The sequence below is a fragment of the Mycobacterium appelbergii genome (genome assembly GCF_032883035.1).
In the GTDB taxonomy this organism is placed as follows: domain Bacteria; phylum Actinomycetota; class Actinomycetes; order Mycobacteriales; family Mycobacteriaceae; genus Mycobacterium; species Mycobacterium appelbergii.
In genome coordinates this window covers 284,700-308,660 of the sequence record NZ_JAMQTH010000003.1, presented here as the reverse complement: position 1 = coordinate 308,660, position 23,961 = coordinate 284,700, and the positions used below count along the sequence as shown (strand labels likewise).

Genomic DNA, 23,961 nt, shown 5'->3' with positions numbered 1-23,961 from the left:
GCGTCGATCCATTGATCGGCATCCGCCGCCACAAAACGGACGAGATCGCCGACAAGATCAGGGCCGACATGACGGCGGGTGAGTTGTCTCGTAAAAGTGATGCGGGAGCACTCGCCCAGTACGTCATGACGACTCTCAACGGGATCGCTCAGGCTGCGAGTGACCGGATTCCACGGGCCATGCTCGATAAGGTTGCGGCCATCGCACTGCAGGCCTGACCATGACCGGCGTCAGTCTTGTGCGGTCGTGACGCCCGTCCCCACCCCGACCGCGGTCGAGGTGAACTGGCCGCGCCACTGCCGGGCGGGGTGACGGTCGGGCAGTTCGGGTCCTACACCGAACAACTTGTCGCGCAGTGTCCCCGGTGCGTACTCGGTCTGCGCGAGACCTCGGGACTGCAGCTCGGGAACCACGTGGTCGATGAAGTCCTCGAAACTCCCCGGCGTGGTGATGTAGCGGATGTTGATTCCGTCCACCCCCGCGTCCTGCCACTGCTCGAGCCGGTCTGCGATCTGTTCCGGGGTACCCACGATCCGCGTGGATTCCTGTTGCTGGCGAACCAGATCAGCGATCGTCGGATTGGTGCCGGGTGGCGCGGCCGCGATCAGCGACTCGATGGTGCTGCGGGTGCCCTGCACATCTGGCGCCAGATCGCCGATCGGAGTGTGGTGGTCCAGGCCGCCCAGATCGATACCGATGCCTCCGCTACGGTGCGCGATCAGACCGTCGACGCTGAGGTACTCGTCAAGTTCGACGGCGCGTGCTTTTGCCTCGGCTTCGGTCGAGCCGACGACGAAGGACAGGCCCTGGAAGAACTTGATGTCATCGCGTTGCCGACCCGCCGCAACCGCGCGGTCGCGGGTGTCGTCGATGACCACAGCCGCGCCCTTCGGCGACGCGGCGTTGATGAACACGCCTTCGGCGTGGCGGGCCGCGAACCTCCTTCCCGCCGTGGAAGTTCCGGCCTGAAATATCACCGGTGTGCGCTGCGGGGAGGGAAAGCTCAGATGCGGACCCTCCACCCGATACCGCTTACCCACATGATGGATCTTGTGCACCTTGTCAGGGTCGGCATGGATACCGCGTTCGCGGTCGCGCACCAGGGCGCCGTCGTCCCACGACCCTTCCCAGAGCTTGTACACGACCTCGGTGTATTCCTCGGCCCAGTCGTAGCGCGCATCATGTTCTTCGCGCTCGACCAGGCCGAAGTTGCGAGCCGAGTTCTGCAGTGCGCTCGTCACGACGTTCCAGCCGATCCGGCCATTCGACGCATGATCGAGCGTGGAGATCTTGCGCGCGAACGAGAATGGATGGTCCTGCAACACCGAACTCGTGATCACCAGGCCCAGGTGTCGCGTTGAGAGCGCCAGTGCCGACACGATTGCGGACGGATCGTGATTGGGGATCTGCAGGCCCTCGCGTAAATAGGTTTCCCAGCCGCCACGGTAGTCGTCGTACAGCCCGACGACGTCGGCGAAGAACACGGAATCGAATTTCCCGCGTTCGAGAAGTTTCACCAGGTCCACCCAGACGTCGAGTTGATCGAATTCGACACTGCGCGTCGCCGGGTTGCGCCAGGAGCCGTAGGAGACGTGGGTGGCGGTATTCATGGTGAACGCGTTGAGGATCAGCCGCGGGCGGGTCATATCACCGAGGCTAGGCATTGATGCGCACATCGAACATGGTTTGCCTCACCGGGCGCGAAACGTATTCGCGCAACGGCAACCCACCTCAGTTCGACAGATGGTCGCGCAGCGTGGCACCGCGGTATTCCCGGCGAAAGATTCCGCGCCGCTGAAGGATCGGTACCACGTGGTCGACGAATGCCGACAACCCGTCGGGTAGCCTGTCGATGTTGAGGTTGAATCCGTCGGCGGCTCCCTCGCGAAACCAGTGCTCAAGATTGTCGGCGACCGATTCCGGTGAACCCACCAGATAACGGTGCCCGCCTGGATTGCTGGTCAGCAGGTCGCGCACAGTCAGACCCTCACTGTTCGATTGTGCGACCAGTGCTTTCGCGAAGGCGGGGCTGGCGGAGGTGCCGGTCCGCGGTGAATCCAGCACAGCGGCGGGAACCGGCTTGTCGAGCACCAGCAGTTTCGCGTCGGACCCGATCCGCTGAGCCAGTCGCTCCCGCTCGGTCTCGACGTCCACGTAGGCGTCGATCTCGGCCTTGCGGTCCAGCGCTTCCGCTTCTGTTCCGCCCACGACGACGAATAGACCAGGCAGGATCTTTAGGTCGCTCGGTCGCCGACCGTGTGTCGTCGCTCGGCGTTTTGCGTCGCGCGCGAACTCGCGCGAGGCCCCGATATCGCGCTGGACGGTGAAGATTGCGTCCGCCCATCGGCCGGCCATGTCCCGCAACTGCTCTGAATCGCCCGCCTGCACAATGACCGGGCGATCCTGCGGCGTCCGAGGCAAGATGAACGGGCCTGTCACGGAGAAGAAATCCCCATTGTGATCGATGCGGTGCACCTTCTCGGGATCGAGATAGGTACCCGACTGCAGATCGCTGCGTAACGCATCGGGATCGAAGCTGCGCCACAGTGCGTGAACCACCTCGACCGATTCCCGGGCCTTGCGGTAGCGGTCCGCGTGGTCGATAGCGCCGACCTGCGAATAGTTGGCCTGTGTGGACGGGTTGAGACTGGTGACGATGTTCCAGCCGGCCCGGCCGTCGCTGATGTGGTCCAGACTCGAAACCTGCCGGGCGATTGAGAAGGGCTCCGCGAAGAGCGCGTTGATCGTCGCGATGAACCCGATCCGCTCGGTCGCCTGGGACAGGGCACTGAACAGCACGACGGGATCGAGCGCCCGCCACGGCCTGCGGTACGCCTCACCCTCCAACGCCAGGCTGTCCGCCAGGAACAGTGAGTCGAACCGGCCCCGCTCGGCAATCTGCGCGATCTCCCGGAAGTGAGAAACGTCAACGGGGGTGACCTTGCCGGGCACGGTTCGCCAGGCTTGGTCGTGTCGCCCGGTAGCGAGCAGGTTGAGGTTGAGGTGCAGTTGCGTCGGCCCGGTCATCGCGTCACGAGGCCAGCGCCAACTGTGCGAGACGGCGCCCGGGTACCGCGTCGATGAGCGTGCGGGTGTAGGGCGATTTGGGGGAAGCGAACACGGCTGCGGTATCACCGCTTTCGGCCACCTGTCCCGATTTCAGAACGACGACTCGGTGCGACAATCGCTGCACCACCGACAGGTCGTGGGAGATGAACAGATAGGTCAGGCCGAGGCCGTCCTGCAGGTCGAGGAGCAGACGCAGGATCTGATCCTGCGTCACGACGTCGAGTGCCGACAGCGGCTCGTCGAGCAGGATGATCTCCGGCTGAACCACCAGTGCCCTGGCGATGGCGACGCGTTGACGTTCGCCACCGGAGAGCTCGGAGGTGCGCCGGTCGAGCTTCTCCCGGGTGAGGTTGACGTTGTCGAGTGCCTCGGCAACCCGCTGTGTCCGGGTGGTTCGGTCACCCAGGTGGTAGGACTGCAGCGGATTCTCAAGTATCTGTCGTACGTTCCAGCGTGGGTCCAGAGCGGAATCGGGGTTCTGGTAGACGAGTTGAATGTTCTTCCACTGCGCGCGCCGGGCCCGCTGATCGAGCTTGGTGATATCGCTGCCGAGCACCTCGATCGATCCACGGGTGGGCTTGGTCAGGCCGATGATCATCTTGGCGGTTGTCGACTTACCCGATCCGGATTCGCCTACCAGTGCCAGCGTTTCGCCGCGGCGAACGGCCAAGCTCACATTGTCGACCGCGGTGTGGTGGTTCCGCCGGCTGATCCGGAACTCTTTGGAGACGCCGGTAACCCGGATGACTTCCTCGGCATCCGGCTGCTCGGGTGCGGCGGGCGGGCGTTCCGCCGTGCCCACTCGGCGCACCAGGGTCGCGGTGTAGTCCGACTTGGGTCGGCTGATGATCTCGTCGACCGGCGCATCCTCCACAATCGTGCCGTTGCGCATCACCACGACACGGGACGCATGGTCGGTAGCGACCCCGATGTCGTGGGTGACGAACAGAACGGTGGTGCCGTGCTCGGCCACCAACCGGTCGAATACCCGCAGGATCTGGCTCTGCACGGTGACGTCGAGCGCCGATGTCGGCTCGTCGGCGACGAGCAGTTCGGGGTTGAGTCCGAACGCGATCGCGATGAGCACACGTTGGCGCATTCCCCCGGAGAGTTCTCCGGGGTACTGGTCCAGCCTCCGCTCGGGATGATCGATCTCCACCTGCTCGAGCAGTTCGATGCAACGTTGTCTGCGGTCGCGCCGACTGAGTTTCTCGCCCCTGAGCTCGAAGATCTCGCCCAGCTGGGATCCAATGGTGCGCACCGGGTTCAGTGATGCGCCGGGATCCTGGGGAACCAATCCGACGGTGGTGCCGCGGATGCGGCTCCATTCTCGTTCGGTCAATCCGATGGTGCTGTTGCCGCGGAGTCGGAGTGAGGTGGCGGTGAGAGTCGACGTGGAAGGCAGTAATCCGATCACCGTATTGGCCAACGTCGTCTTCCCTGAGCCGGATTCGCCGACGACGGCGACGAACTCGCCCGCCGACAGGGTCAGGCTGACCCGATCAAGGGCGAGCTTGGGCTCGGCGGCGGGTTCATCACCGGGGTAGGTCACGGTGACGTCGGACAATTCGAGCAGAGACATGTCGGATGCTCCCGGTCAGATGTTGTTGGACTTCAGCACGCGCCTGCTCACCACGCCGAGGGCGACGATGACCACGAGGATGACCGCGCCGGGCAGGGACGTGAGCCACCAGGCGGTGGCGAGATAACTACGGCCCTCGGCGACCAGCAGACCCCACTCCGGTATCGGTGGCGGAGCGCTGTATCCGAGGTAGCCGAGTGCCGAGATCGCGAGAATCGCTGCACTCAGATCGATGACGGCCAGCGCCACCACCGCGCCGATCGCATTGGGCACGATATGTCGCCTGACCACCGACCATCGGCTCTCGCCCGACAGGAAGGCAGCCTCGACGTAGTCCAGTGCGCGCACGCGCATCACCTCCGCCCGGAACACCCTGGCGAAGATCGCAATCGAGCCGATTCCCACGCCGATTCCCACTGAGAGCGGACCTGCGCCGTAGGCAGTGACGATCCACACCGAGACGAGAAAGCCGGGCAGCGCCAACAGCACGTCGCTGAACCGCATCCCGACGGCGTCGACCACAGGACCCGACACACCCGCGATGATGCCCACCAGGCTGCCGACGACCAGGCCCACCGCTACCGCCAACCCCGCGGTCAGGATGGTGTGTGAGGTGCCGTAGATGACGCGGGTCAACACATCCCGGCCGAGATGGTCGGTGCCGAACCAATGTGCCCAGCTGGGTGGCTGGAACTTCTCCAACCGGTTGCCGCTGAGCGGGTCCTGGTTCGTGAACAGGCCGGGCACGATGGCCCAGGCCGTAACCAGAACGAGTATCGCGCTCGATACCCGGACTGACCACGGCGCCGCCTTGACCGCCGAGATGACCGGAGTCGAGAGGATGGTGGTCAATTGAACCTGCCCAATCGGGTGTTGAAACCATGTTGCTGTGATTTGGTGACACGGGGGTCGAGGATCGGATAGACCAGGTCCACCAGGAGATTGGCTCCGACGATGACGACGGTGGTGAGCAGCACCAGACCCTGGATGAGCGAGATGTCCTGGTTGGACACCGCCTGCAGCAGGACGGTGCCCAATCCGGACCGGGAGAACACCGTCTCGGTGACCACCGATCCGCCCAGCAGCGCACCGATCGTGGTTGCGGTCACGGTCAGCGCGGGGCCTGCCGCGTTCTTCAGCACGTGTTTGCGGATCACCCAGGCGGGGCTGCCGCCTTTCGCACGTGCGGTATTGACGTGCGGAAGCGCGAGCGTCGCTTCCGCATTCTTGAGCAGCACCTGCGCAATCGGTGCCGAGATCGGCACCGCAAGGACGACGGCTGGGACCAGGAGCGAGGCCACCGACCCGTCCGGGAACAACGAGAACAACCCCAGCTGCACCGAGAAGATCTGCAGGACAACCAGCCCCAGCCAGAATGTGGGTACCGCGCTGAACAGCGAAGGGATGCTGCGGATGAAGGTGCGCAGCCACCCGGTGGTCGAGGACAGCAATAGGATGCCCATGGCGAATGTGAGGGCCAGCACGGTTGCCGTCGACGCCAACTTGAGGGTCTCGCCGATCACACTGCCGATCCGTTCGGTGACCGCCTGTCCGCTCGAAAGCGAGAAGCCGAACTGGCCGTGTAGCAGCTGATTCAGTTGGGAGAAATATTGGATGTAGGTGGGCCGGTCATAGCCGTAGAACTCTTTGACCTGAGCGACGATGTCCGGGTTGAAATAGCCGTCGCCTTTGGCGACGAAGATCGACACCGGATCGGTCGGCAGGATGCTGACGCCCCAGAAGATCACGGTGAAAGCCAGCACGAGTACCAGCAGAGACTGGCCTATGCGTGCGGCGGCGTACCTGATCACGATTGGCTCTTCCAGGCGCTCTGGAACAGCGGCTCGGTGTAATTGGTGAACTCCACGTGCACATTCGGTGTGGCGGCGTGTACCTGCACCTCGTCCCAGAGGATCAACGCCAGCTGGTCGTCGATGACCTTCTTCTGGATTTGTGCGACCACATCTTTGACCCTGGCGGGATCTGTGGCTCGCAATTCCTCTTTCGAGAGGGCGATGAGTTCGTCGTCGCGGGCGAACGTCAGGTTGCCGTTCTCCCGCCCGAACAGCAGTCCCAGGCCGTTGTCGTAGCCGGTTCGTGTGCCCAACAGCGGAGTCGACGGATCGGTGTTGGCGGCGTTGAACAGCGTGGTGTCACCGGCACGGTTCTGCAGTGCCACACCGATGTCGCGCCATCCGGACTCGATGAACTCGAAGGCTGGTCGGAACACCACACTCTGGTTCGACGCCGCCAGGGTGAGATTGAGCTTCTTGCCGTCCTTTTCGCGAATCCCGTCGCTGCCGACCTTCCAACCGGCCTCGTCGAGCAGGCCTTTTGCTGTCTCAGGGTCATAGCCGATGTCGGCACTCTCGTCTACGTACAGCGGGTCATCATGTCCAAGAACGGAATCAGCGGCCTGATAACTGGGAGACAGCACGGTGTCGACGACGGCCTGGCGGTCGATGGCCAGTTGCAGGGCGCGGCGCACGCGGGGATCGCTGACCAACTCGTTGTTGACCCTTAACCCGACGATGTTGGCGGTGAGCACCGGTCCGGCCACCGGAATCACCTGGAAGCCGCCCTGTTCCAGGGCAGGCTCGTCGGTCGGCTGGATACCGCGGGCCAGGTCCACCTGCTTGGACTGGACCGCACCCGCCCTCAGCCCGGGCTCACCGATGACGCGGACGACGAGCTTGTCGAGATGGGCCGCGCCCTGATTGGGGGAGGACGTCGGTGGCCAGGCGTAGTCCGGACGCTTGGTGAGTACTACCTCCTGGTCGGTGATCTGCGATTCGTAGACGAACGGGCCTGAGCCGACGACGTTTTCGATCTTGGCTTGGCCGTCGTAGTCCAGCGCCAGCGTTTTCGGTCCGCGAATCCCCGAACGCGCCCTGGCCGCCACCCGGAAGAAGTTGCTGTTGGGCTGGCTGAGAAAGACCGTGATGGTGTTGCCGTTGACCTCACTGTGGTCATAGCCGACGAAGTCGGTGAAGGGCGGGATCTTTTTGCCCGGATCACCTTTGCCGAGCTGGTCGAAGTTCGCCTTGACGATGTCGGCGGTGAGCGGCGTCCCGTCACTGAAGGTGACGTCGTCGCGGATCGTGAAGGTGTATCGGGTCGCGTCGTCGTTGCGGGAGAACTCACTCGCCAACCAGCCCTGGACCTCCCCGGTCTTCGGATCGAGATAGACAAGCCGGTCGACGACCTGGAAGAGCAGGTTGGCGGTCGTGTAGTTGGTGCTCAGCGCGTCGGTGACGAACTGGACATCGGAGAACGTCAGCGTGCCTCCCGGTTGGGGGTCACCGGTCGGACCGGTGCTCGCCGAATGCTGCTGTCCTGAGCAGCTCGCCAGCACTGCGACCGTGAGTGCGCTGGCGATCAGTGTGTACATTCGGCGCATTGGCGTCCTTCGGCTATTCGATGTGCATTGCGTGTCGAGTTCGGCCGGACTACCGGAACCACACGGATACAACGGAACTCAACCACGCGTCGACGCCGCCGGACCCACCCGAACGTATGCAGAACGTTATGGGTGCGGCCGGCAAGGTTCAACGGTTTACCTTGCAGTGCGCAAAACTATTTGGCCGATCAGGACGAAATTGCTGATGCGCCTCCGACGTTGAAGATCTGCATGCCAGCTCATCACGGATCTGCCGTGCCTGCCGTAGTCACGCGGAGCCCCTGGCTACCGTGAGGTGATCACCGGCTGTCTGGGGAGGTAACTGGCCCAGCCACCACATTCTTCGGGATTCCACCGTCGGCGTACCTGGTGATCTGCTCGGCGGCGATCGCCCATGCGCGGTCCCAGGCCCCGGTAGTGCTCCCGGCGACGTGCGGCGTCAGTAGCAGGCCCGGTGCTGACCACAGCGGATGATCCTGCGGCAGCGGTTCGGGGTCCGTGACATCGAGTGCGGCGCGCAGGCGCCCGGCCGTCAGTTCCGCCAGCAGCGCATCGGTGTCCACTGCCGCGCCGCGGCCCGCGTTGACGACCACGGCACCGTCGCGCAGCTCGGCGAGGAATCCGGCATCGATGATGTGGTAAGTGGATTCGTCAGCGGGCAGCATTGCGACCACGGCGTCGACGTCTGGCAACAGGCCCTCGATGTCTTGGAACGTGTGGACGCCCGGCCTGGCGCGTAGACCGACCAATGTCACCTCCGTTTCGAACGGAGTGAGTCGGGAGGCCAGATTGACCGCCAGGTCGCCAGCGCCGAGTATGACTACTCGTTTGCCGATCAAGGTCTCAGTCGTCTTGGGTCGCCAAATTCCCTGTGACTGCATATCGTTGAAGAACGGTAAGTCGCGATAGAGCGCAAGCAGCGCAGCCACCGCCCATTCGGCGGACGAGCCGCCATGCGCGCCGCGCGCGTTGGACAGCAATACCCCGGCCGGCAGATGCGGCAGCCACTGGTCATATCCGGCATTGAGGGTCTGTACCAGACGCAGGTCGGGCAACTCGACGAATCGGGCACCGACGGCAGCGACCGACTCGTAGCCGACGACGACCACGGCTGCGTCTGTATGTCCGGCCGGCCACGGGTGGCCAGGCTCGTAGCGGATCGGCTCGAGGTTAGTCTCCGTCGTCAGCGCCTTGACGCCGAGGTCGTCTGGGACAAGAACTTTCACGACGGATTCTGACGGACCGGTCACCAGCGACCTCGATGCACGACTTCATCGAAAGGACGACGATCGGGATTGTCGATCGGCTTGAACGGACGGTCCGCCGGGTATCCGACCCCGAGCAGATAGCAGACCAGGTGATCGTCGGGAACGCCGAGGATTTCGCGTGCCTTGTCCTGATCGCCCACCGAAGAGTGACCGGTGCCGATTCCGAGGTCGGTTGCCGCGATGGTCATGGCCAGCGTCGCCTGCCCAAGGTCGTACTGGTCGATGAGCTTGGTGCGTTCGTCAGGAGGTCGGGGAACGATCAACGCGATCGCCGCGGGTGCCGCCGCGATGTGGCCGGCGCCGCGCCACACCGTCGAGAGTTCTTGGAGCTGGGAGCGATCGGTGACGATGACGAAGTCCCAATGTTGGCGATTGGAGGCCGACGGTGCCCGCCAACCCGCCTCGACGATCCGGTCCAGATCGTGATCGGCGATCGGGTCCGGGAGGTAGTTTCGTACGTTTCGCCTGGCACGTATCGCATCCCACGTCTCCATTGCGTCCTCCGTAGTGTGGTTTATCGCAGATTCTCCTCGCCGGTCACGGGAGCGCCGTGGGAGGGGCGGCACTCCGCTTCATTGGTCAGGTCCCGCCGCCGGCCGGTACCGATCAATCGGTCAGTTCGAGGCCCGCCCGGCCCCCTAGTAGTTCACCGTGCCGAGCAACCCGCCCCCCACGGCGACGGCATCGCCGGTGATGCTCACGCTGCGCGGGGAGGCCAGGAAGGCGATGACGTCGGCGACCTCGGTCGCGTCCACCACACGGCCGATCGCGTTGTCGGCGATCTGCTTCTCGTAATCGGCGACCGCCAGGCCTGCAGCTTTGGCCGCGGCTTCGTACTGCGGCGTCCTGGTCTCGGTGCGGGTCTGGCCCGGATGTACGACAGTGACGTTGATCCCGTGCGGCCCGAGCTCATCGGCGAGGTTCTTGGTCAGAGCGGCCACACTGACATTGCGGATGCTGCGCACGATCGAATGGGTCTGCCGGTAGCCCAGCCCGCTGACGTTGATGATCCGGCCCCAGCCCTGCTCGACCAGGTGCGGTGCCACCGCACGTGCCGCACGCAGATAGCCGACCACCTTGATGTTGACATCGGCCCAGAAGTCTTCGTCGCTGGTGCCGGCCAGATCGGGAAAACCCGCACCAACAGCCTGATTCGACGCGTTGTTGACCAGAATGTCCACCCCGCCCAGCTCTTCGACGGTCCGCGCGACCAGCGCTTTGACCGAGTCGTCGTCGCCCGTGTCTGTGACCACTGGTACGGCGCGGCGCCCACTGCGTTCGGAAACCTGGGCAGCGGCTTTCTCCAGCGTCTCCTTGCCGCGTGCGGCCAGCACCACATCGACGCCCTCGGCGGCAAGAGCATGTGCCACCGCCAGGCCGATACCCTTGCTGCTGCCGGTGATGATGGCCCGCTTGCCCGTCAGTTGTAGATCCATTGTGTCTCCCGTTCGGCGATTGCGCTGTTGAGCCGGCTGACTTAACCCGAGATCATCGAAATGGTCGAAACTACAATGTGATTTCGACCATTTCGATGATCTGGCGAATAGGGCGTGCTGATCACGAAGCGACGCGCAGCGAATCGGTCGGCCGCTCCGGCAACGCGGCCGCCGCGATTTCGCGCAATGTGCGCAGGATCAGGGCGATGTTCGGGTCACGCTGTCGACCGGCGCGTATCACGGCGCTGACGGTGCGGCCTCCGAGACTCAGATCGGGAACGATCATCGGCTCCAGTTGGGCCGGGACCGACAACCGCGGGACGATCGCCGAAGCGATCTCGGTTGCGGCGAGGTCGCAGATGTTCTGCGCGCCGATCAGCCGGTGCTTGACCTGAGGTGTGAAGCCCGCGCTTTCACCCGCCCGTAGGACGGCGATGCCGAGGCCGGAGTTCGGCGGACCGGTCACCCACGGGCCGTCGGCCAATGCGGCCAACCCCTGCTTGCGGATCTTGAGGTGTGACTGTGTCGGTGCCAGCAGCACGAGTGGTTCAAACAGCAACGGGGTGGTGGCGAGGCCGCCAGGCGTTTGCTCTCCGACGAAGTCGTATTGGCAGGTGATCGCAACGTCAACCTCGCCCTGTCGCAGCAGCCGTAGCGCCGCTGTGGTGGTCTCCTGTTGTACCTGCACACGCAGCTCGGGTGCATCGGCGTTCAACCGCCGCATCATCGGAGCCGCCAGCGTGGGCAGCCCCATGTTGAACGTCGCGACGGCGACCTGTCCGGCGACTCGGTCCCGGGTCTCGGCGACTGCGCTCATGGCCTCGTCGACGGCGACCAAGACCCGGCGCACGTGCTCGGCGAGCACCTGGCCGCTACGGGTCAGTCCCAGCGTTCTACCGTCCCGGCGGAACAAGGTCGCACCCGCCTCTTCTTCGAGCACACGCAGCTGTTGTGACACAGCAGAACTGGTGATGTTGCGGCGCTCGGCGACGGCGGTGACCGAACCGAGATCGGCAAGGTCGGAGAGCAACATCATGCGGCGCAGGTCGAGCATCAGGCACCGCCTGCGATTGCGATCTGGTCGAGGAGTGCGGAGTGAACGGAGGTGGGCATGGTGGACCTCATCGGCTTGGGTGCAAGACGTTCGGCTGACACGGTGGGGTCCACCGTGTCGATCAGTGCTGGCGCGCGGCGATCCGGGGACAGGTTCACCGACAACAGATCGCGCTGCAGTCACGCATGAGATCGACGTAGTGCCTGGCGATGTGATCCGTCGAGTTCACAGGTCGAATGATGACAGAGAAATGCAGGTGGGCGCGTGGACGGTCGCGTCGACCAACATTCCTCTTGCCGTCTGACCTGGGGTTACGGCGTGACGTCGGCAGGAATCACGGCGGATGTAATTCCGGCGTGGTCCAGCCTGACGTGTTCGGGATCGGCGGTCCCAACGGGCGTACTCAGGTCCAGCGTTAAGGCGCGCTGAATGGTTCTGGTAGCCAAAGACCATTGTTCTGTTCGGCTTCTGGACCGACGCTGACGGTAGCGGCACGGGCAGACCGGCTCGTTCCGCAGGCCCACCACGTCACGACAGGGGAGTAGAACCATGACCGAACTCAGGGAAAGCGGCGTTCTCACCGATACCGGTCTCGACGTCGTGCCGCAAGCCGGCTACATCGGCGCCGAGATCCGCGGAGTCGACCTGCGGACCACGCTGGAACCCAGCGTGGTCGAGGAGATCCGCGGTGCACTCCACACCTACAAGGTGATCTTCTTCCGCGATCAGGAGATCGGTCACGCCGAGCAGATCGCGTTCGCGCGGCAGTTCGGGAAGGTCACTCCGGCCCACCCGCATGAGGAGGAGCCGCCCGAGGGCTTCCCGGAGATCCTGCCGATCGACAGCCGCCGCTACGAACGGAATCTCGGGCGCAAGCGCACCTCATATGACGCCAGCTGGCACACCGACGTCACCGCACTCGTGAACCCGCCCGCAGCCTCGATCCTGCGCGCACACATCTTGCCGCCCTATGGTGGTGACACGGCTTGGACCAACCTCGTCGCGGCATACGAGAATCTGCCGAAAGAGCTGCGTGAGTTCGCCGACAAGCTGGATATCAAGCATCAATTCAACACCAGGGCGGCCGAGGGCAGTCAGCGCGAACGCAAGGTACGGGAGGCGAATCTGGTGGCCTACCACCCAGCAGTTCGGGTGCACCCCGTCACCGGTGAGCGGGCGTTGTTCGTCAGTCCCGGCTTCACCCGGGGGGCGCGCAAGATCCGGGGTTATACGCCGTCGCAGAGCGAGGCAATCCTCAAGCTGTTCTGGGAGGAAGCCACCCGTACCGAATACACGGTCCGGTTCCGGTGGGCCCCCGGCAGTGTCGCGTTCTGGGACAATCGTGCCACCTCGCATCTGGCGATCCCCGACGCCGGACACCTCGACTACGACAGGGTGCTCTACCGGGTCACCCTCGAAGGAGACGTGCCGAAGGGCGTCGACGGGCGCGAGTCCGAACTGGTGTCGGGGGAGCCGTTCTACGGTTCCTGACGACAGCTGAGCTCCACCCGCAATCAAGAGAAACGGATATCTATGACAGTGGCACCACTCAGCAACCGTCTGCGCCGACTGGGTGCCGACGGCCCGGAGGTCTCGGCAATCGGATTGGGCTTCATGAGCTTTCGTACCGGGGCCGAACCGGACGACGAAAAGCAGGCCAGAAGTATCGTTGACGCCGCGATCGACCTGGGCATCACACTGTTCGACACCGCCGATGTGTACGGACCGGAGTTCAGCGAGATCCTGCTCGGCCGCGCCATCCGGGGCCGGCGGGACGCGCTGACCATCGCCACGAAGTTCGGCAACGCGCTGGACCGGGACACGAACCCGAACGCCCGTGCGCTCGACGGGCGGCCCGAGTATGTGCGCACCGCGATCGAGGGATCGCTGCGGCGACTCGGTATCGATCACGTCGACCTCTACTACCAGCACCGCGTCGATCCTGACGTACCGATCGAGGACACCGTCGGCGCACTCAAGGAACTCGTCGACGCGGGCAAGATCCGTCACATCGGGTTGTCCGAGCCCGGCCCGCAGACCCTGCGGCGCGCCCACGCGGTGCACCCGATCGCCGCGATCCAGAACGAATGGTCGCTGTTCACTCGGGATATCGAGAACGACACCGTGCCCATCGCTCGGCAACTGGGAATCAGTATCGTGCCGTATTCACCACTGGGGCGGGGCTGGTTGACCGGGCGGGTGCGTTCGGCGGCCGACGTCACCGGTGTCCAGAGCCGTCATCCACGTTTCGGCGCAGATGTTTTCGACCGAAACCGGGCGCTGGCCGACAACGTGGCCGAGATCGCCGCCGAGATCGGGGTGCAGCCCAGTCAGATCGCCCTGGCCTGGGTGCTGTCGCGCGGCGACGATGTCGTGCCCATCCCGGGAACTCGCCACGTCGAATATCTGCGGGAGAACATCGGAGCGTTGGACGTGAAGCTCACCGACGAGCAGCTGGGACGGCTTGACACCATTGCCGGGCAGGTGGCGGGCCATCGCTCGATTCGTCCGGAGCACCTGGGTACTGAAGCTCCTCCCGCAGTGCACTGAGACGCCGGCCGAATGTGAAGAGGATGGCGAGATTTTCGAGAAATCTCGCCATCCTCTTCACGTCGGGCGGGTGAAGGCGGGTGTGAGCGCTCAGAAAAAGCCGCTGTCAGGTAACGCTGCCCCGTTTACCGCGATGTCCCCGAGCACGCGAGCCTTGTAGACCGTCGGATTGTGTGAGAACAGGGTCCGCAGGTTGCGCCAGTGCCGGTCGAGGTGAGTCGACGCCCGAACCGATGAGGCACCGCCGGCATCGAAGAGGCGTGACGCGGCACGCAGGGCAGGCTCCTCGATCGCGACCTTGACCCGGGCGGCCGCGATCGAGGCTCGCGTTTCCAGGGTGGTGTCGATGCCGTTGATACGGGCGGCGTCCAGCGCGGCCGCCAGTTTGCTTGCCGCGTGCAGCACCACGGCTTCCGCTGCGAAGGCGACCGCGTCGATCTCGCCGACGACCGCCAGTAACTGTGGGTCGCCGGAGGGGGTTTCGGCCGTCGCGAACGTGTAGGTTCGGTGCCTGTTGCGTACCAGGTCGGCGGCCTCGGCGGCGGCGGTACGCAGGATTCCAGCGGCGATCGCGTGCAGATACAACTGGACCAGGGCGCCACGGGCACGGTCGACGCCGATAGTGGTGCCCAGCGTCAGCACTTCGTCGCCGGAGACCTCGACGTCGGTGAAAATCGTGGTCCCGCTGCCGGTGTGACGCTGGCCGACCCCGTCCCAATCGTCGGCATGGGCCACCCCGTGCCGATCCGCGGGGATCACCGCCGCGACCGGTGCGCCATGCTCATTCTCGGCGGTCACCCGCAGATAATCCGAGAACTGCGCACCGGTGCTGTAGAACTTTCGGCCGTCCAATCGCAACCCATCTGCGCTGTGCACCAACTTTGTGTCGTAGCTCTGACCGCCCACCCTGGCAGTGCTCTGTTCCGAGCTGACACCGCCGATGAGGTTTCCTTCGGCGATCACCGAGATCCACCGCAGCTTTCCGGGATCGACTGGGGCTCGTTGCAGCTCTTCGACGTTGGCGAAGTGCACGCGCAGGATGTGCGCGAGGTCAGGGTCTGCCGCGGCGAGCGCGATGAGGAAGTCGAAGAACTCCGCCACGGTGTAGTCCGCGCCGCCGAACTCACCGCCCAGCCGTACCGCTCCCAGCCGATGCTCGCGTACGAGTCGCAGTCCCAATCGCGGTGGTTCAAGCCCGCCGTCGTCGAGGCGCCGACGGTAGTCGGCTGCTATGGCGTCGAACACACCGTGCAACTCGGCTTCGGCGGGAGCAGTCTTCAGTACGACCTCGGTGGTCATCGGTGTCAATCCTTTCCGGTGTCAGCGTGCACTGACTCATCGATCCAGGTGTCGTAGAACCACGGCACCGAGTTGGCCGCGTTGGCGAAGCCCTGCACTCTGGGCGCCACCGCGAAAATCTGGGTGTCTTCCAACAAGGGGACGGAGTAGGCGTTGTCGATCACGTAGTTGTTGTATTCCCGCAGCAGCCGTTCGCGCTGTGCGGGATCGGTGGCGCTGATCTGGTCATGTAGCAGGCGGTCGATGTTCGGATCGGAACCATTGAGCGCGTACAGGTCGCCGCCCGAGCTGGCGTAGTTCTGCCACAGTCGCACCGGGTCGGCGGTCGGCCATCCGTTGCGCCGCAGCCCCACCGAGTCTTCGATGCTGGCGGTGGGGTAGTTGGCGAAATCCGTCTGGCGGATCACCAGCCTGATGCCGATCCGGCGCAGTTGGCGTTGGATCAGTTCGTACATCGGTTTGGCGGTGTGGTCGTACACGTCGACGTAGATCTTTGCCGAAAGTTCCTGACCGTCCCGGACGCGGTAGCCGTCGGCGTTGAGCTGTGTCCACCCGGAGGCCTCTAGCAAGCGGACGGCCGCGGCCGGGTCGAATCGGACGGCGTCACTACGGTCGATGTAGCCGGGGAAGTTCTTCGTGACGATGTTCTGTGCTGGTTTCCAGTTGTCGGTGTAGAGGGTGTGCAGGATCTCCTCGCGGTCGATCCCGAACCCGATGGCCTTGCGGATGTTGATGTCCGACATGTTGGGCGCGGTCTGGCGGACGTCGAGGGTGTTGGCCAGCCCTGGGGTCCGCAGACCCCGCACATCGAAACCCTCTCTGCCCAGCAGACGTTCATCTGGTGGTTGGGCGTAGCGGATCGCGTCGGCCTGGCCGGCCCGCAGCGCCCCCACGCGGACGCTGTCCTCGGTCACCGGGATGACGGTGATGGTGTCGAGGTAGGCCTCGCCCTGATGCGGTGCGGTCTCAGGCGCCCAGTTGTAACCACGGCGTTTGGACAGCACGATCTTCTTGTCGGGGATCTCGGATGTGGCGTAGAACGGCCCGGACCCGATCAGGTTGGTGACGACGGACTGCTTTTCCTTGCTGGCGTCGATCGTGGCATCGGCGACAAGTCCCGAGGTGTTCAACGACAGCACCGCGATGAACGGCGCATATGGTTCGGCGAGAGTGACCCGGACCGTGCGACGGGCATTGTCTGCCGTGATCGATTCGACTTCCGGGAAGTAGATATTGCGGGTGATTCCTTTGTCCTTGTCCCCGTTGGCCTCCCAGTCCAGGTTGCGCCGTACGGACTCGGCGTCCAGCGGCTGCCCGTTGCTGTAGGTCACGCCGTTGCGGATGGTGAACTCGTAGACACGCTTGGTGTCGTCGACGGCCCACTTCTCGGCGATCCACGGGACGAATTCGAAGGTCTTCGGGTCCTGATAGATCAAGCGGTCCAGCATCTGGTCCTTGAGTAGACTGTTCTGCCAGTAGCCGACCTGAATCTGCAGGGAGGCGGGTGCTTCGGCATCCAGATAGGTCAGGTCGCCACCGCGGGTGCTTTCGGGGATCGGATGTTCATCGGAGTCGCACGCAGTCAGACTGCTCGCGGTGAGCAACGCGGTGAGCATCACGGCGGCGACACCTCGGTGGACGCTCATGCCGCGCGCGCAGCTGCGCCGGGGACGGCATCGAGTAGACGTTGTGTGTACGCGGCGTCCGGCATGGCGAAAATGCGCGCCGCCGAGCCGGTTTCCACCAGTTTGCCGTGTTCGAGCACACTGACGTCATCGGCGATCTGACGAACCAGGCTCAGGTCGTGGGAGATGAACAGATAGGTCAGGCTCAGTTCCCGCTGCAGTTCGATGAGCAGATCCACCACCTGCGCCTGCACGGTGACGTCCAGCGCCGACGTGGGTTCGTCGAGTACCAGGACCGGCGGGTGCAACACCAGCGCCCTGGCGAGCGCAACACGCTGGCGCTGGCCACCGGATATCTCCCGAGGTCTGCGGCCGGCCAGATCGGCCGGTAGACCGACGCGGTCGAGAGCGTCAGCGACCTGACGTCGACGCTGCGACCGGGAACCGACCCGATTGATCCGCAACGGTTCTGCGATCGCCTCACCGACGGTGAACCGGGGGTCGAGGGCCGCGAGCGGGTTCTGGTGCACGAGCTGCAGGGTTCGGGCCTGCGTGCGTTGTTGCGCCGAGTTCAGCGGGTGGTGCGGCTCGCGGAGTACTCCGTCGACCCGCACCTGACCCGAATCGAAGTCGGTGAGACCGGCGAGTATTCGCGCTGCAGTGGTTTTCCCCGACCCCGATTCACCCACCAGCGCATGAATCGAGCCCGTTCTCACGTCGAACGAGACATTGTCGAGTGCGCGGGTACCACCGAACTGCTTCACCAGCTGGTTCACCTGCAGGATCGGTGTGGTGGACGGTGCCGCATCCGACTGCCTCGCGTACTTGTCAGGGGAAAGTGCGGGCGCGTCCGCAATCAGCTGACGCGTATAGCTGTTCTGTGGGGCGACGAGCACGGTGTTGGTCGGCCCGGCTTCGCGAACTTGTCCGTCGCGCAGGACCACCACACTGTCGCTGTGATGCTCGGCCAGAGCCAGATCGTGGGTGATGAACAAAACCCCGAGCCGGCGTTCGGCGCGCAACTCATCGAGTAGTTCCAGGATGCGCTGCTGCACCGTGACATCGAGTGCTGACGTGGGTTCGTCGGCGATCAACAGCGCAGGCTCGCCGGCGATGGCAATGGCGATCAGCACGCGCTGCAACTGTCCTCCGGACAACTGATGTGGATAGTCGGCGGCCCGGTGCTGCGGTTCAGCGATACCGACCCGGTCGAGTAGTTCCACTGCCCGCTTGGCCGCACCGTGCCGGTCGGCGAGCCGGTGCACCCTGAGCACTTCGGCGATCTGATCGCCGATTCGCTTCAACGGGTCAAGGGAGCCCAACGGATCCTGCGGCACGAAACCGATCGTGGTGCCACGGAGCTCGCGCCATCCGCGCTGCGACAGAGCGCCGACCTCCCGGCCGCCGATCCGGATCTGTCCCGCGCTGACGCGGCCGTTGTCGGGTAGCAACCCCTGCACGGCGCGGGCGATCGTCGACTTGCCCGAGCCGGACTGACCGACCAGAGCGACAACCTCGCCCGCACTGAGGTCGAAGGAGACCTCGCGCACCACCGGGCGTGCGTATTCGACCGTGAGCCCGGAAACCGACAGCAACGCAGGAGAATTCATGTCAGTCGACTTTCTTTCGGATGAGGTGGGCGAGTCGGGACAGACTCATGACCGTCAGGACGATCGCCAGGGACGGGTAGAACACCAGTCCCGGTGCGGAGTTGATGTAATTGCGGGCCTCTGAGATCAGCAGGCCCCATTCGGGTTCGGGGGGTTGTGCGCCGTAGCCCAGAAAGCTCAGCGATGCGATCGCGAGGATCGCCGTGCCGAACTGCAGGGCGGCCAGCGACAAAACGGCCGAGTAGGAGTTGGGCAGGATGTGGCGCACCAACAAAGTCAGATGGCCTGCGCCCAAGTGTTCGCTGGCCTCGACGAACGGCAGATTCCGCACGGCGAGCACCTCGGACCGCGCCAACCGGGCGAACACGGCGATGGAGGAGACACCCACCGCGATCGCCGCATTCACCGTCCCGAAACCGAGCGCCACGATGATGGTGATCGAAAGCAACAGGGTGGGAATCGACAACAGGACATCCATGATCCGACTGATGATGCTGTCGGTGGCGCGACCGAAGTAGGCCGCCAGCACTCCGAGGACCGTCCCGGCGACAAGGCCGATGACCACCGCGATGAATGATCCTGTGATCGTGGCGCCGGTGCCCGCGACCACCCGGCTCAGCAGGTCACGTCCGATGTAGTCCGTCCCGAACGGGTGTGCCAGGCTCGGGCCTGCCAGCGGGATGTCGGGATTTTCCTGCAGCGGATCGTAGGGCGCGATGGCCGCCGGTGCGATGATCATCGCCGCGACGAGCAGCAGAATTGCCAGTGGGGGGATATCCCACACATTGAGGTCGATTCGACGACCGAGGCTCGGCGTGCGCACGGCGGGAAGTGCGCCGGTGAGCGTCACGCGGGCACCGCCATCGCCCGTGGGACGGAGTGCGTGATGCGGGGGTCGATCAGGGGATACAGCAGATCGACAACGAGGTTGACGACGACGAACGTGACAGAAACCGTGATCACCACGGCCTGGATGATCGGGGTGTCCTGGTTGCGGACCGCAGTCTCGGTCAGATAGCCGATACCGGTGCGGTTGAAGATCGTCTCGGTGATGATCGAACCGGCGAGCAGCTCACCGACTGTGATGGCGACGATGGTCACGGTGGGGATGGATCCGTTCTTGAGGAGGTGGCCGAAGATGATCCGCTGCTTGCCAAGTCCTTTGGCTTGCAACACTTCGACATAGGGCTGCCCGGCCGTGTTGCTCAGGCCTTGAATCAGTACCTGCGCAATTGGTGCTGCCACCGGCAACGCCAGTGGGATGGCGGCGAGCAGCGTTGATTTGAACCCCTCGTCGCGCACCGCGGAAACCCAGCCCAAGCCGAAGGAAAGGAATTGCAGAGCAATCAATCCGGTGACGAAGACGGGTATCGACAGAAAAGCAGGGGGCAGTGCGCGCGCGACCTCACGGATCGACCGCCGCGGCGCGAATACCGCCGCCAGGGCGATGATGAGCCCGATGACAGCTGCGAGGACGAATGCCACGCCGGCCAACGCCAGCGTGGACGGCAGCGCATGAGTCATCAACCGCGATACCGATTGCCCGCTGTTGAGCGAGTATCCGAGATCGCCGGTGATCAGCCGTTGCACGGAGACACCGAACTGTACGATCGCGGGATCACTCAGTCGGTAATAGTCCCGCAACACCTGGGCGTCCTGATCGGAGATCGGGTTCTCTGGGTTGGATATCTGCTGTTCGATCGGATCGCCCGGCAACACATTGAGGACGAAGAACACTGCCGTATAAGCCAGCACGATCACGACGATCGACTGGGCAACACGCCGCAGCACAAAGCTCAACACCGAACGAACGGTATTGCCGGGCAGAACAACCGGCAATGATTCGGTCCTTCAGGAACTTTAACGCGACCGTGCAGTTGTGCTTAACTGTCGGGCCTCGAGTCATTTCGAGTTCGCCTGATCGCAAATGTTGTTCGGCACGGGCACAGCCGTAGCGTGAGCGCCATGGTTGTCTCACTGTCGGTCGGGGTAGAGGTGATCGGCGACGGAATTGCCGATCTCCCTGGGGGTTCCGTTGGCGCTGCCGCCCCGCCGGCCCGCGTTGTCGCAGATCTCGCCCGACGGTTGGAATCAGCGGGAGTGTCGTACTGGGTGATCGGTGCTGAGCGTGGGGAAGACCCCGACATCACCACCGTCAGTATCGACCCGTCACTGATCGCCGCGACAGCGGCGCGGCACAGCACCACATTGGGCCTCGTTGTCGCTGCTGCGGGGCACCGCGATCATCCGTACAACCTGGCCAGGCGGCTGGTCTCGGTCGATCATGCCGCCCACGGGCGGGTCGGTTGGCTGGCGCTCGATTCCGATCAGGGCATCGCGCTCAACGCCGCCACGGATTCCTGGACGGGCGCCGAACTCGACGCGACGCACACGGCTGACGCCGTCCACGCCGTCCGTACCTTGTGGCGTACCTGGCCGCTGAGTGCAGTGGTGGGCGACCGAGACAAGGGCGTCTTCGCCGATGTGACGCAGATCCGGCGGGCAGACGTGCGCCGCGGATACACGATCAGCGGGCCGTTGAACGTGCCCGGGTCGCGGCAAGGTGACCTTCCGATCTGGCGTCAGGTACCGCCAGGTGGTGTGGTTGCCGGCGCGGATCTGGCCGTGGTCGAGGACCGAGACCCCATTCCTCGTGATGTCCTCGGCGTAGTGCGGCTGCGTACGGTCGACACGATCGATGCGGACCTCGATCGGATCGCCCGCTCCGGTAAGGCGGTGGGCGCGATTCTGCGACTCAGCACAGAAGCGCTCGGTCCCGTTCTCGACCGGATCCTGCCCGCGGCCCGTGGCCGCGGTGTTCTCGGTGAGTTCACGGGCGCCACACTGCGTGACCGGTTGGGTCTGCCGGTGCCGGCTTCGCCTGATCTGTCCGACCATCCCGTTGTCTTCGACGCTGTTTCCACCCCAGGAGGGCGATTGTGACTGGTGACGTGCGCCAGTTGATCCTGAACGTCAACGTGCTCAACGTCGGTATCCACACCGGCTCGTGGCAGCGCAGCAGCGAACCACCAACGTCGTTCGCCGACCCGGGTTACTACGCGCGAATGGGTCGGATCGCCGAGCGGGGACGGCTGGACGCACTGTTTCTTGCCGATGGCCCTGCGCTGCGCGAACATCCGGCGCTGCGTCCGTCACAAGCGTTGGAACCCAGCGTCATCCTGGCGTCGGTGGCGGCCGAAACCGAACACCTCGGGCTGATCGGCACGCTGTCCTCGACATTCAACGATCCCGTCGAACTGGCCCACCGCCTGCTGAGCCTCGACGAGCTCTCCGGCGGCAGGCTGGCGTGGAACGTCGTCACGACCTATTCGCTGCCCGCCGGTGGCAATTTCGGGTTGGCCGATTATCCGGATCGGCCGACCCGCTACCGGCGGGCCGCGGAGTTCGTGGACGTGGTGCGGGCACTGTGGCGCGATGCAGCAGATCCCAGCGGGCGCGGGATCGACCACCACGGCGAATTTTTCACTGTCGTAGGGTCGCTGCCTCAAGGCCCGTCGCCGCAGGGCTATCCGCTGCTGGTGCAGGCAGGCGGCTCACCCCAGGGCCGGGAGCTGGCCGGTCGGGTAGCAGACGCGGTGTTCAGCGCCGAGCTTGATCTCGGGGCGGGGATCGACCACAGCCGGTATGTGAAGGACGTCGCCGTGGCGCATGGTCGCCGCCGTGGCGATGTCAAGATTCTGCCGGGGCTCATCACCACGATCGGTAGTGACCGTGCCGAAGCCGAGCGGCGCCACGAGGAACAGAACGCGCTGCTGCCCGCCGGCCATGATCTGGAGCGACTGTCGCAGGTACTGGGCGAGGACCTGTCCGCGCACCCGTTGGACGCACCGGTCCCGGCGCACCTGCTCGGTGAAGTGCAAGACCCTGCGAAATTCGGTGCGTCACTGGGATTCCGGGAATCGGTGGTGCGGCTGATCGAAAGCAGGCAGCTCACACTGCGAGCGGCGGTGCGCGAGTTCAGCGGCGCCGGGCACCGGGTGATCGTGGGGTCGCCGGAAGACGTGGCGGACACGATCGAGCACTGGTTCCTCGCCGGTGCCGCCGACGGGTTCAACCTCATGCCCGACGTGTTCCCGGACGGTCTGGAGATATTCGTCGACGAGGTGGTGCCCTTGCTGCAGGCCCGTGGCCTGTTCCGCACGCAGTACACGGAGACGACGCTGCGGGAACGGTTCACCGGTGCGGCCCACCCGAGCGGGGTGCCGACACTGGTGCGCGCTCGGCTGGCATGATCCGGCCACCCGATCACGATCCAGGTGGCCGAAACCGTAGTTTGGTACCCGTGGATGAACCTGTTGCCGTTGTCACTGGGGCCAGTCGCGGTGCGGGCCGTGGGATCGCCGCGGCGCTGATCGCGTCGGGATGGCGGGTGTATCTCACCGGCCGCACGGTGACCGACCTCGGCAAGCGTGGTGTCGCCGCGCGGGTCGACCACTCCGACGATGCCGCGGTCGGTGCGATGTTCAGCCGGGTGGCCACCGAAACCGGCCGCCTGGACCTTCTCGTCAACAACGCCGCCGCCATCCACGATGACCTGGTGAATCCGAGGCCGTTCTGGGAGAAGCCGATCGAGCTGGCCGAGGTGCTCGATGTCGGCCTACGCTCGGCGTACGTGGCGTCGTATTACGCCGCGCCGCTGCTGCTCGCCGGTGAGAAGTCCTTGATCGCGTTCACGTCGTCGCCGGGCTCGGTCTGTTATATGCACGGTCCGGCCTACGGCGCCCAGAAGGCGGATGGGCATCCTGCTGACCGAGAAACTGCGCGCCGCGTTCGACGGGCACCCCGATGCCTTCGCCAAAACCGCCCAGCAGGCCGAAACGCCCGAATTCACCGGGCATCTCATCAACGCGCTGTACCACGATCCGGAATTGCCCGCGTTGAGCGGACACACCGTGATCGGCGCCGAGCTGGCCGCCCGTTACGGCATCACCGATGAGGGGGGACGGGTTCCGCCGTCACACCGGGACACGCTGGGCGCACCCCGGGTGCCGCACCCGGCCGTCGTGCGGTGAGTGTTCCGCCGTCGGTCGCGGCGGATTCACCAGTT

General features: G+C 64.7%; 20 protein-coding genes and 1 pseudogene. 6 read left to right on the top strand and 15 right to left on the bottom strand.

Annotated features, from left to right (window positions below):
* Positions 1–11: 11 nt before the first annotated feature.
* The gene (locus M1247_RS08735; protein ID WP_317155891.1) at positions 12–218 is read left to right on the top strand and encodes a hypothetical protein; all 207 of its coding nucleotides are present in this window, start codon (positions 12–14) and stop codon (positions 216–218) included.
* A 12-nt stretch (positions 219–230) separates the two neighbouring features.
* Here M1247_RS08735 and M1247_RS08730 read toward each other — a convergent pair whose 3' ends face one another.
* The 10 genes from M1247_RS08730 to M1247_RS08685 all read right to left on the bottom strand — a co-directional run bounded on the left by M1247_RS08730 (position 231) and on the right by M1247_RS08685 (position 11,809).
* Positions 231–1,646, bottom strand: coding sequence for an LLM class flavin-dependent oxidoreductase (locus tag M1247_RS08730; protein ID WP_317155890.1), 1,416 nt, complete (start codon positions 1,644–1,646; stop codon positions 231–233).
* Between the two features lie 85 nt (positions 1,647–1,731).
* Complete coding sequence (locus tag M1247_RS08725) at positions 1,732–3,027, bottom strand: NtaA/DmoA family FMN-dependent monooxygenase (protein WP_317155889.1); 1,296 nt, start codon at positions 3,025–3,027, stop codon at positions 1,732–1,734.
* 4 nt (positions 3,028–3,031) lie between these two features.
* Entirely contained in the window at positions 3,032–4,651 is a 1,620-nt protein-coding gene (locus M1247_RS08720) for a dipeptide ABC transporter ATP-binding protein (protein ID WP_317155888.1), read from the bottom strand.
* A gap of 15 nt (positions 4,652–4,666) precedes the next feature.
* Entirely contained in the window at positions 4,667–5,494 is an 828-nt protein-coding gene (locus tag M1247_RS08715; RefSeq protein ID WP_317156172.1) for an ABC transporter permease, read from the bottom strand.
* A gap of 5 nt (positions 5,495–5,499) precedes the next feature.
* On the bottom strand, positions 5,500–6,462 hold the full coding sequence (locus M1247_RS08710) for an ABC transporter permease (RefSeq protein ID WP_317155887.1): 963 nt from the start codon (positions 6,460–6,462) through the stop codon (positions 5,500–5,502).
* Positions 6,459–8,042, bottom strand: coding sequence for an ABC transporter substrate-binding protein (locus tag M1247_RS08705; RefSeq protein WP_410506838.1), 1,584 nt, complete (start codon positions 8,040–8,042; stop codon positions 6,459–6,461). Before M1247_RS08705 ends, M1247_RS08710 begins: the two co-directional genes overlap by 4 nt.
* A 308-nt stretch (positions 8,043–8,350) precedes the next feature.
* Positions 8,351–9,277 carry a 2-hydroxyacid dehydrogenase gene (locus M1247_RS08700; RefSeq protein WP_317155885.1) on the bottom strand — a complete coding sequence of 309 codons (927 nt, stop codon included), beginning with the start codon at positions 9,275–9,277 and terminating at the stop codon, positions 8,351–8,353.
* A gap of 20 nt (positions 9,278–9,297) precedes the next feature.
* Positions 9,298–9,813: a nitroreductase family protein gene (locus M1247_RS08695; RefSeq protein WP_317155884.1), complete on the bottom strand. Its 516-nt coding sequence runs from the start codon at positions 9,811–9,813 to the stop codon at positions 9,298–9,300.
* Positions 9,814–9,957: 144 nt separating this feature from the next.
* Complete coding sequence (locus M1247_RS08690) at positions 9,958–10,755, bottom strand: SDR family NAD(P)-dependent oxidoreductase (RefSeq protein ID WP_317155883.1); 798 nt, start codon at positions 10,753–10,755, stop codon at positions 9,958–9,960.
* Positions 10,756–10,876: 121 nt separating this feature from the next.
* A complete protein-coding gene (locus tag M1247_RS08685) occupies positions 10,877–11,809 on the bottom strand; it encodes a LysR family transcriptional regulator (RefSeq protein ID WP_317155882.1) in 933 nt (310 codons plus the stop codon).
* Positions 11,810–12,358: 549 nt separating this feature from the next.
* Between M1247_RS08685 and M1247_RS08680 the strand changes: the two genes are divergently transcribed.
* Positions 12,359–13,300 (top strand): TauD/TfdA dioxygenase family protein, encoded by a 942-nt coding sequence (locus M1247_RS08680; RefSeq protein ID WP_317155881.1) that lies wholly within the window; start codon positions 12,359–12,361, stop codon positions 13,298–13,300.
* A 42-nt stretch (positions 13,301–13,342) separates the two neighbouring features.
* Entirely contained in the window at positions 13,343–14,359 is a 1,017-nt protein-coding gene (locus M1247_RS08675; RefSeq protein ID WP_317155880.1) for an aldo/keto reductase, read from the top strand.
* Positions 14,360–14,449: 90 nt separating this feature from the next.
* Here the strand turns inward: M1247_RS08675 and M1247_RS08670 are convergent, their stop codons facing one another.
* The 5 genes from M1247_RS08670 to M1247_RS08650 are packed head-to-tail and all read right to left on the bottom strand — an operon-like array spanning position 14,450 to position 20,696.
* Complete coding sequence (locus M1247_RS08670; protein ID WP_317155879.1) at positions 14,450–15,658, bottom strand: acyl-CoA dehydrogenase family protein; 1,209 nt, start codon at positions 15,656–15,658, stop codon at positions 14,450–14,452.
* Between the two features lie 5 nt (positions 15,659–15,663).
* Complete coding sequence (locus M1247_RS08665; protein ID WP_317155878.1) at positions 15,664–17,304, bottom strand: ABC transporter substrate-binding protein; 1,641 nt, start codon at positions 17,302–17,304, stop codon at positions 15,664–15,666.
* Positions 17,301–18,893: a dipeptide ABC transporter ATP-binding protein gene (locus tag M1247_RS08660; protein ID WP_317155877.1), complete on the bottom strand. Its 1,593-nt coding sequence runs from the start codon at positions 18,891–18,893 to the stop codon at positions 17,301–17,303. Before M1247_RS08660 ends, M1247_RS08665 begins: the two co-directional genes overlap by 4 nt.
* Before the next feature lies 1 nt (position 18,894).
* Positions 18,895–19,743 (bottom strand): ABC transporter permease, encoded by an 849-nt coding sequence (locus M1247_RS08655; protein WP_317155876.1) that lies wholly within the window; start codon positions 19,741–19,743, stop codon positions 18,895–18,897.
* Positions 19,740–20,696 carry an ABC transporter permease gene (locus M1247_RS08650; RefSeq protein WP_317155875.1) on the bottom strand — a complete coding sequence of 319 codons (957 nt, stop codon included), beginning with the start codon at positions 20,694–20,696 and terminating at the stop codon, positions 19,740–19,742. The genes M1247_RS08655 and M1247_RS08650 overlap by 4 nt, the downstream gene beginning before the upstream one ends.
* 162 nt (positions 20,697–20,858) lie before the next feature.
* Between M1247_RS08650 and M1247_RS08645 the strand changes: the two genes are divergently transcribed.
* From M1247_RS08645 to M1247_RS08635, 3 genes and pseudogenes are all read left to right on the top strand, one after another.
* A complete protein-coding gene (locus M1247_RS08645; RefSeq protein WP_317155874.1) occupies positions 20,859–21,836 on the top strand; it encodes an LLM class oxidoreductase in 978 nt (325 codons plus the stop codon).
* A 35-nt stretch (positions 21,837–21,871) separates the two neighbouring features.
* Positions 21,872–23,146, top strand: coding sequence for an NtaA/DmoA family FMN-dependent monooxygenase (locus M1247_RS08640; RefSeq protein ID WP_317156171.1), 1,275 nt, complete (start codon positions 21,872–21,874; stop codon positions 23,144–23,146).
* Positions 23,143–23,926: pseudogene (locus M1247_RS08635) on the top strand (SDR family NAD(P)-dependent oxidoreductase). Before M1247_RS08640 ends, M1247_RS08635 begins: the two are co-directional and overlap by 4 nt.
* The last annotated feature ends 35 nt before the right edge of the window (positions 23,927–23,961 follow it).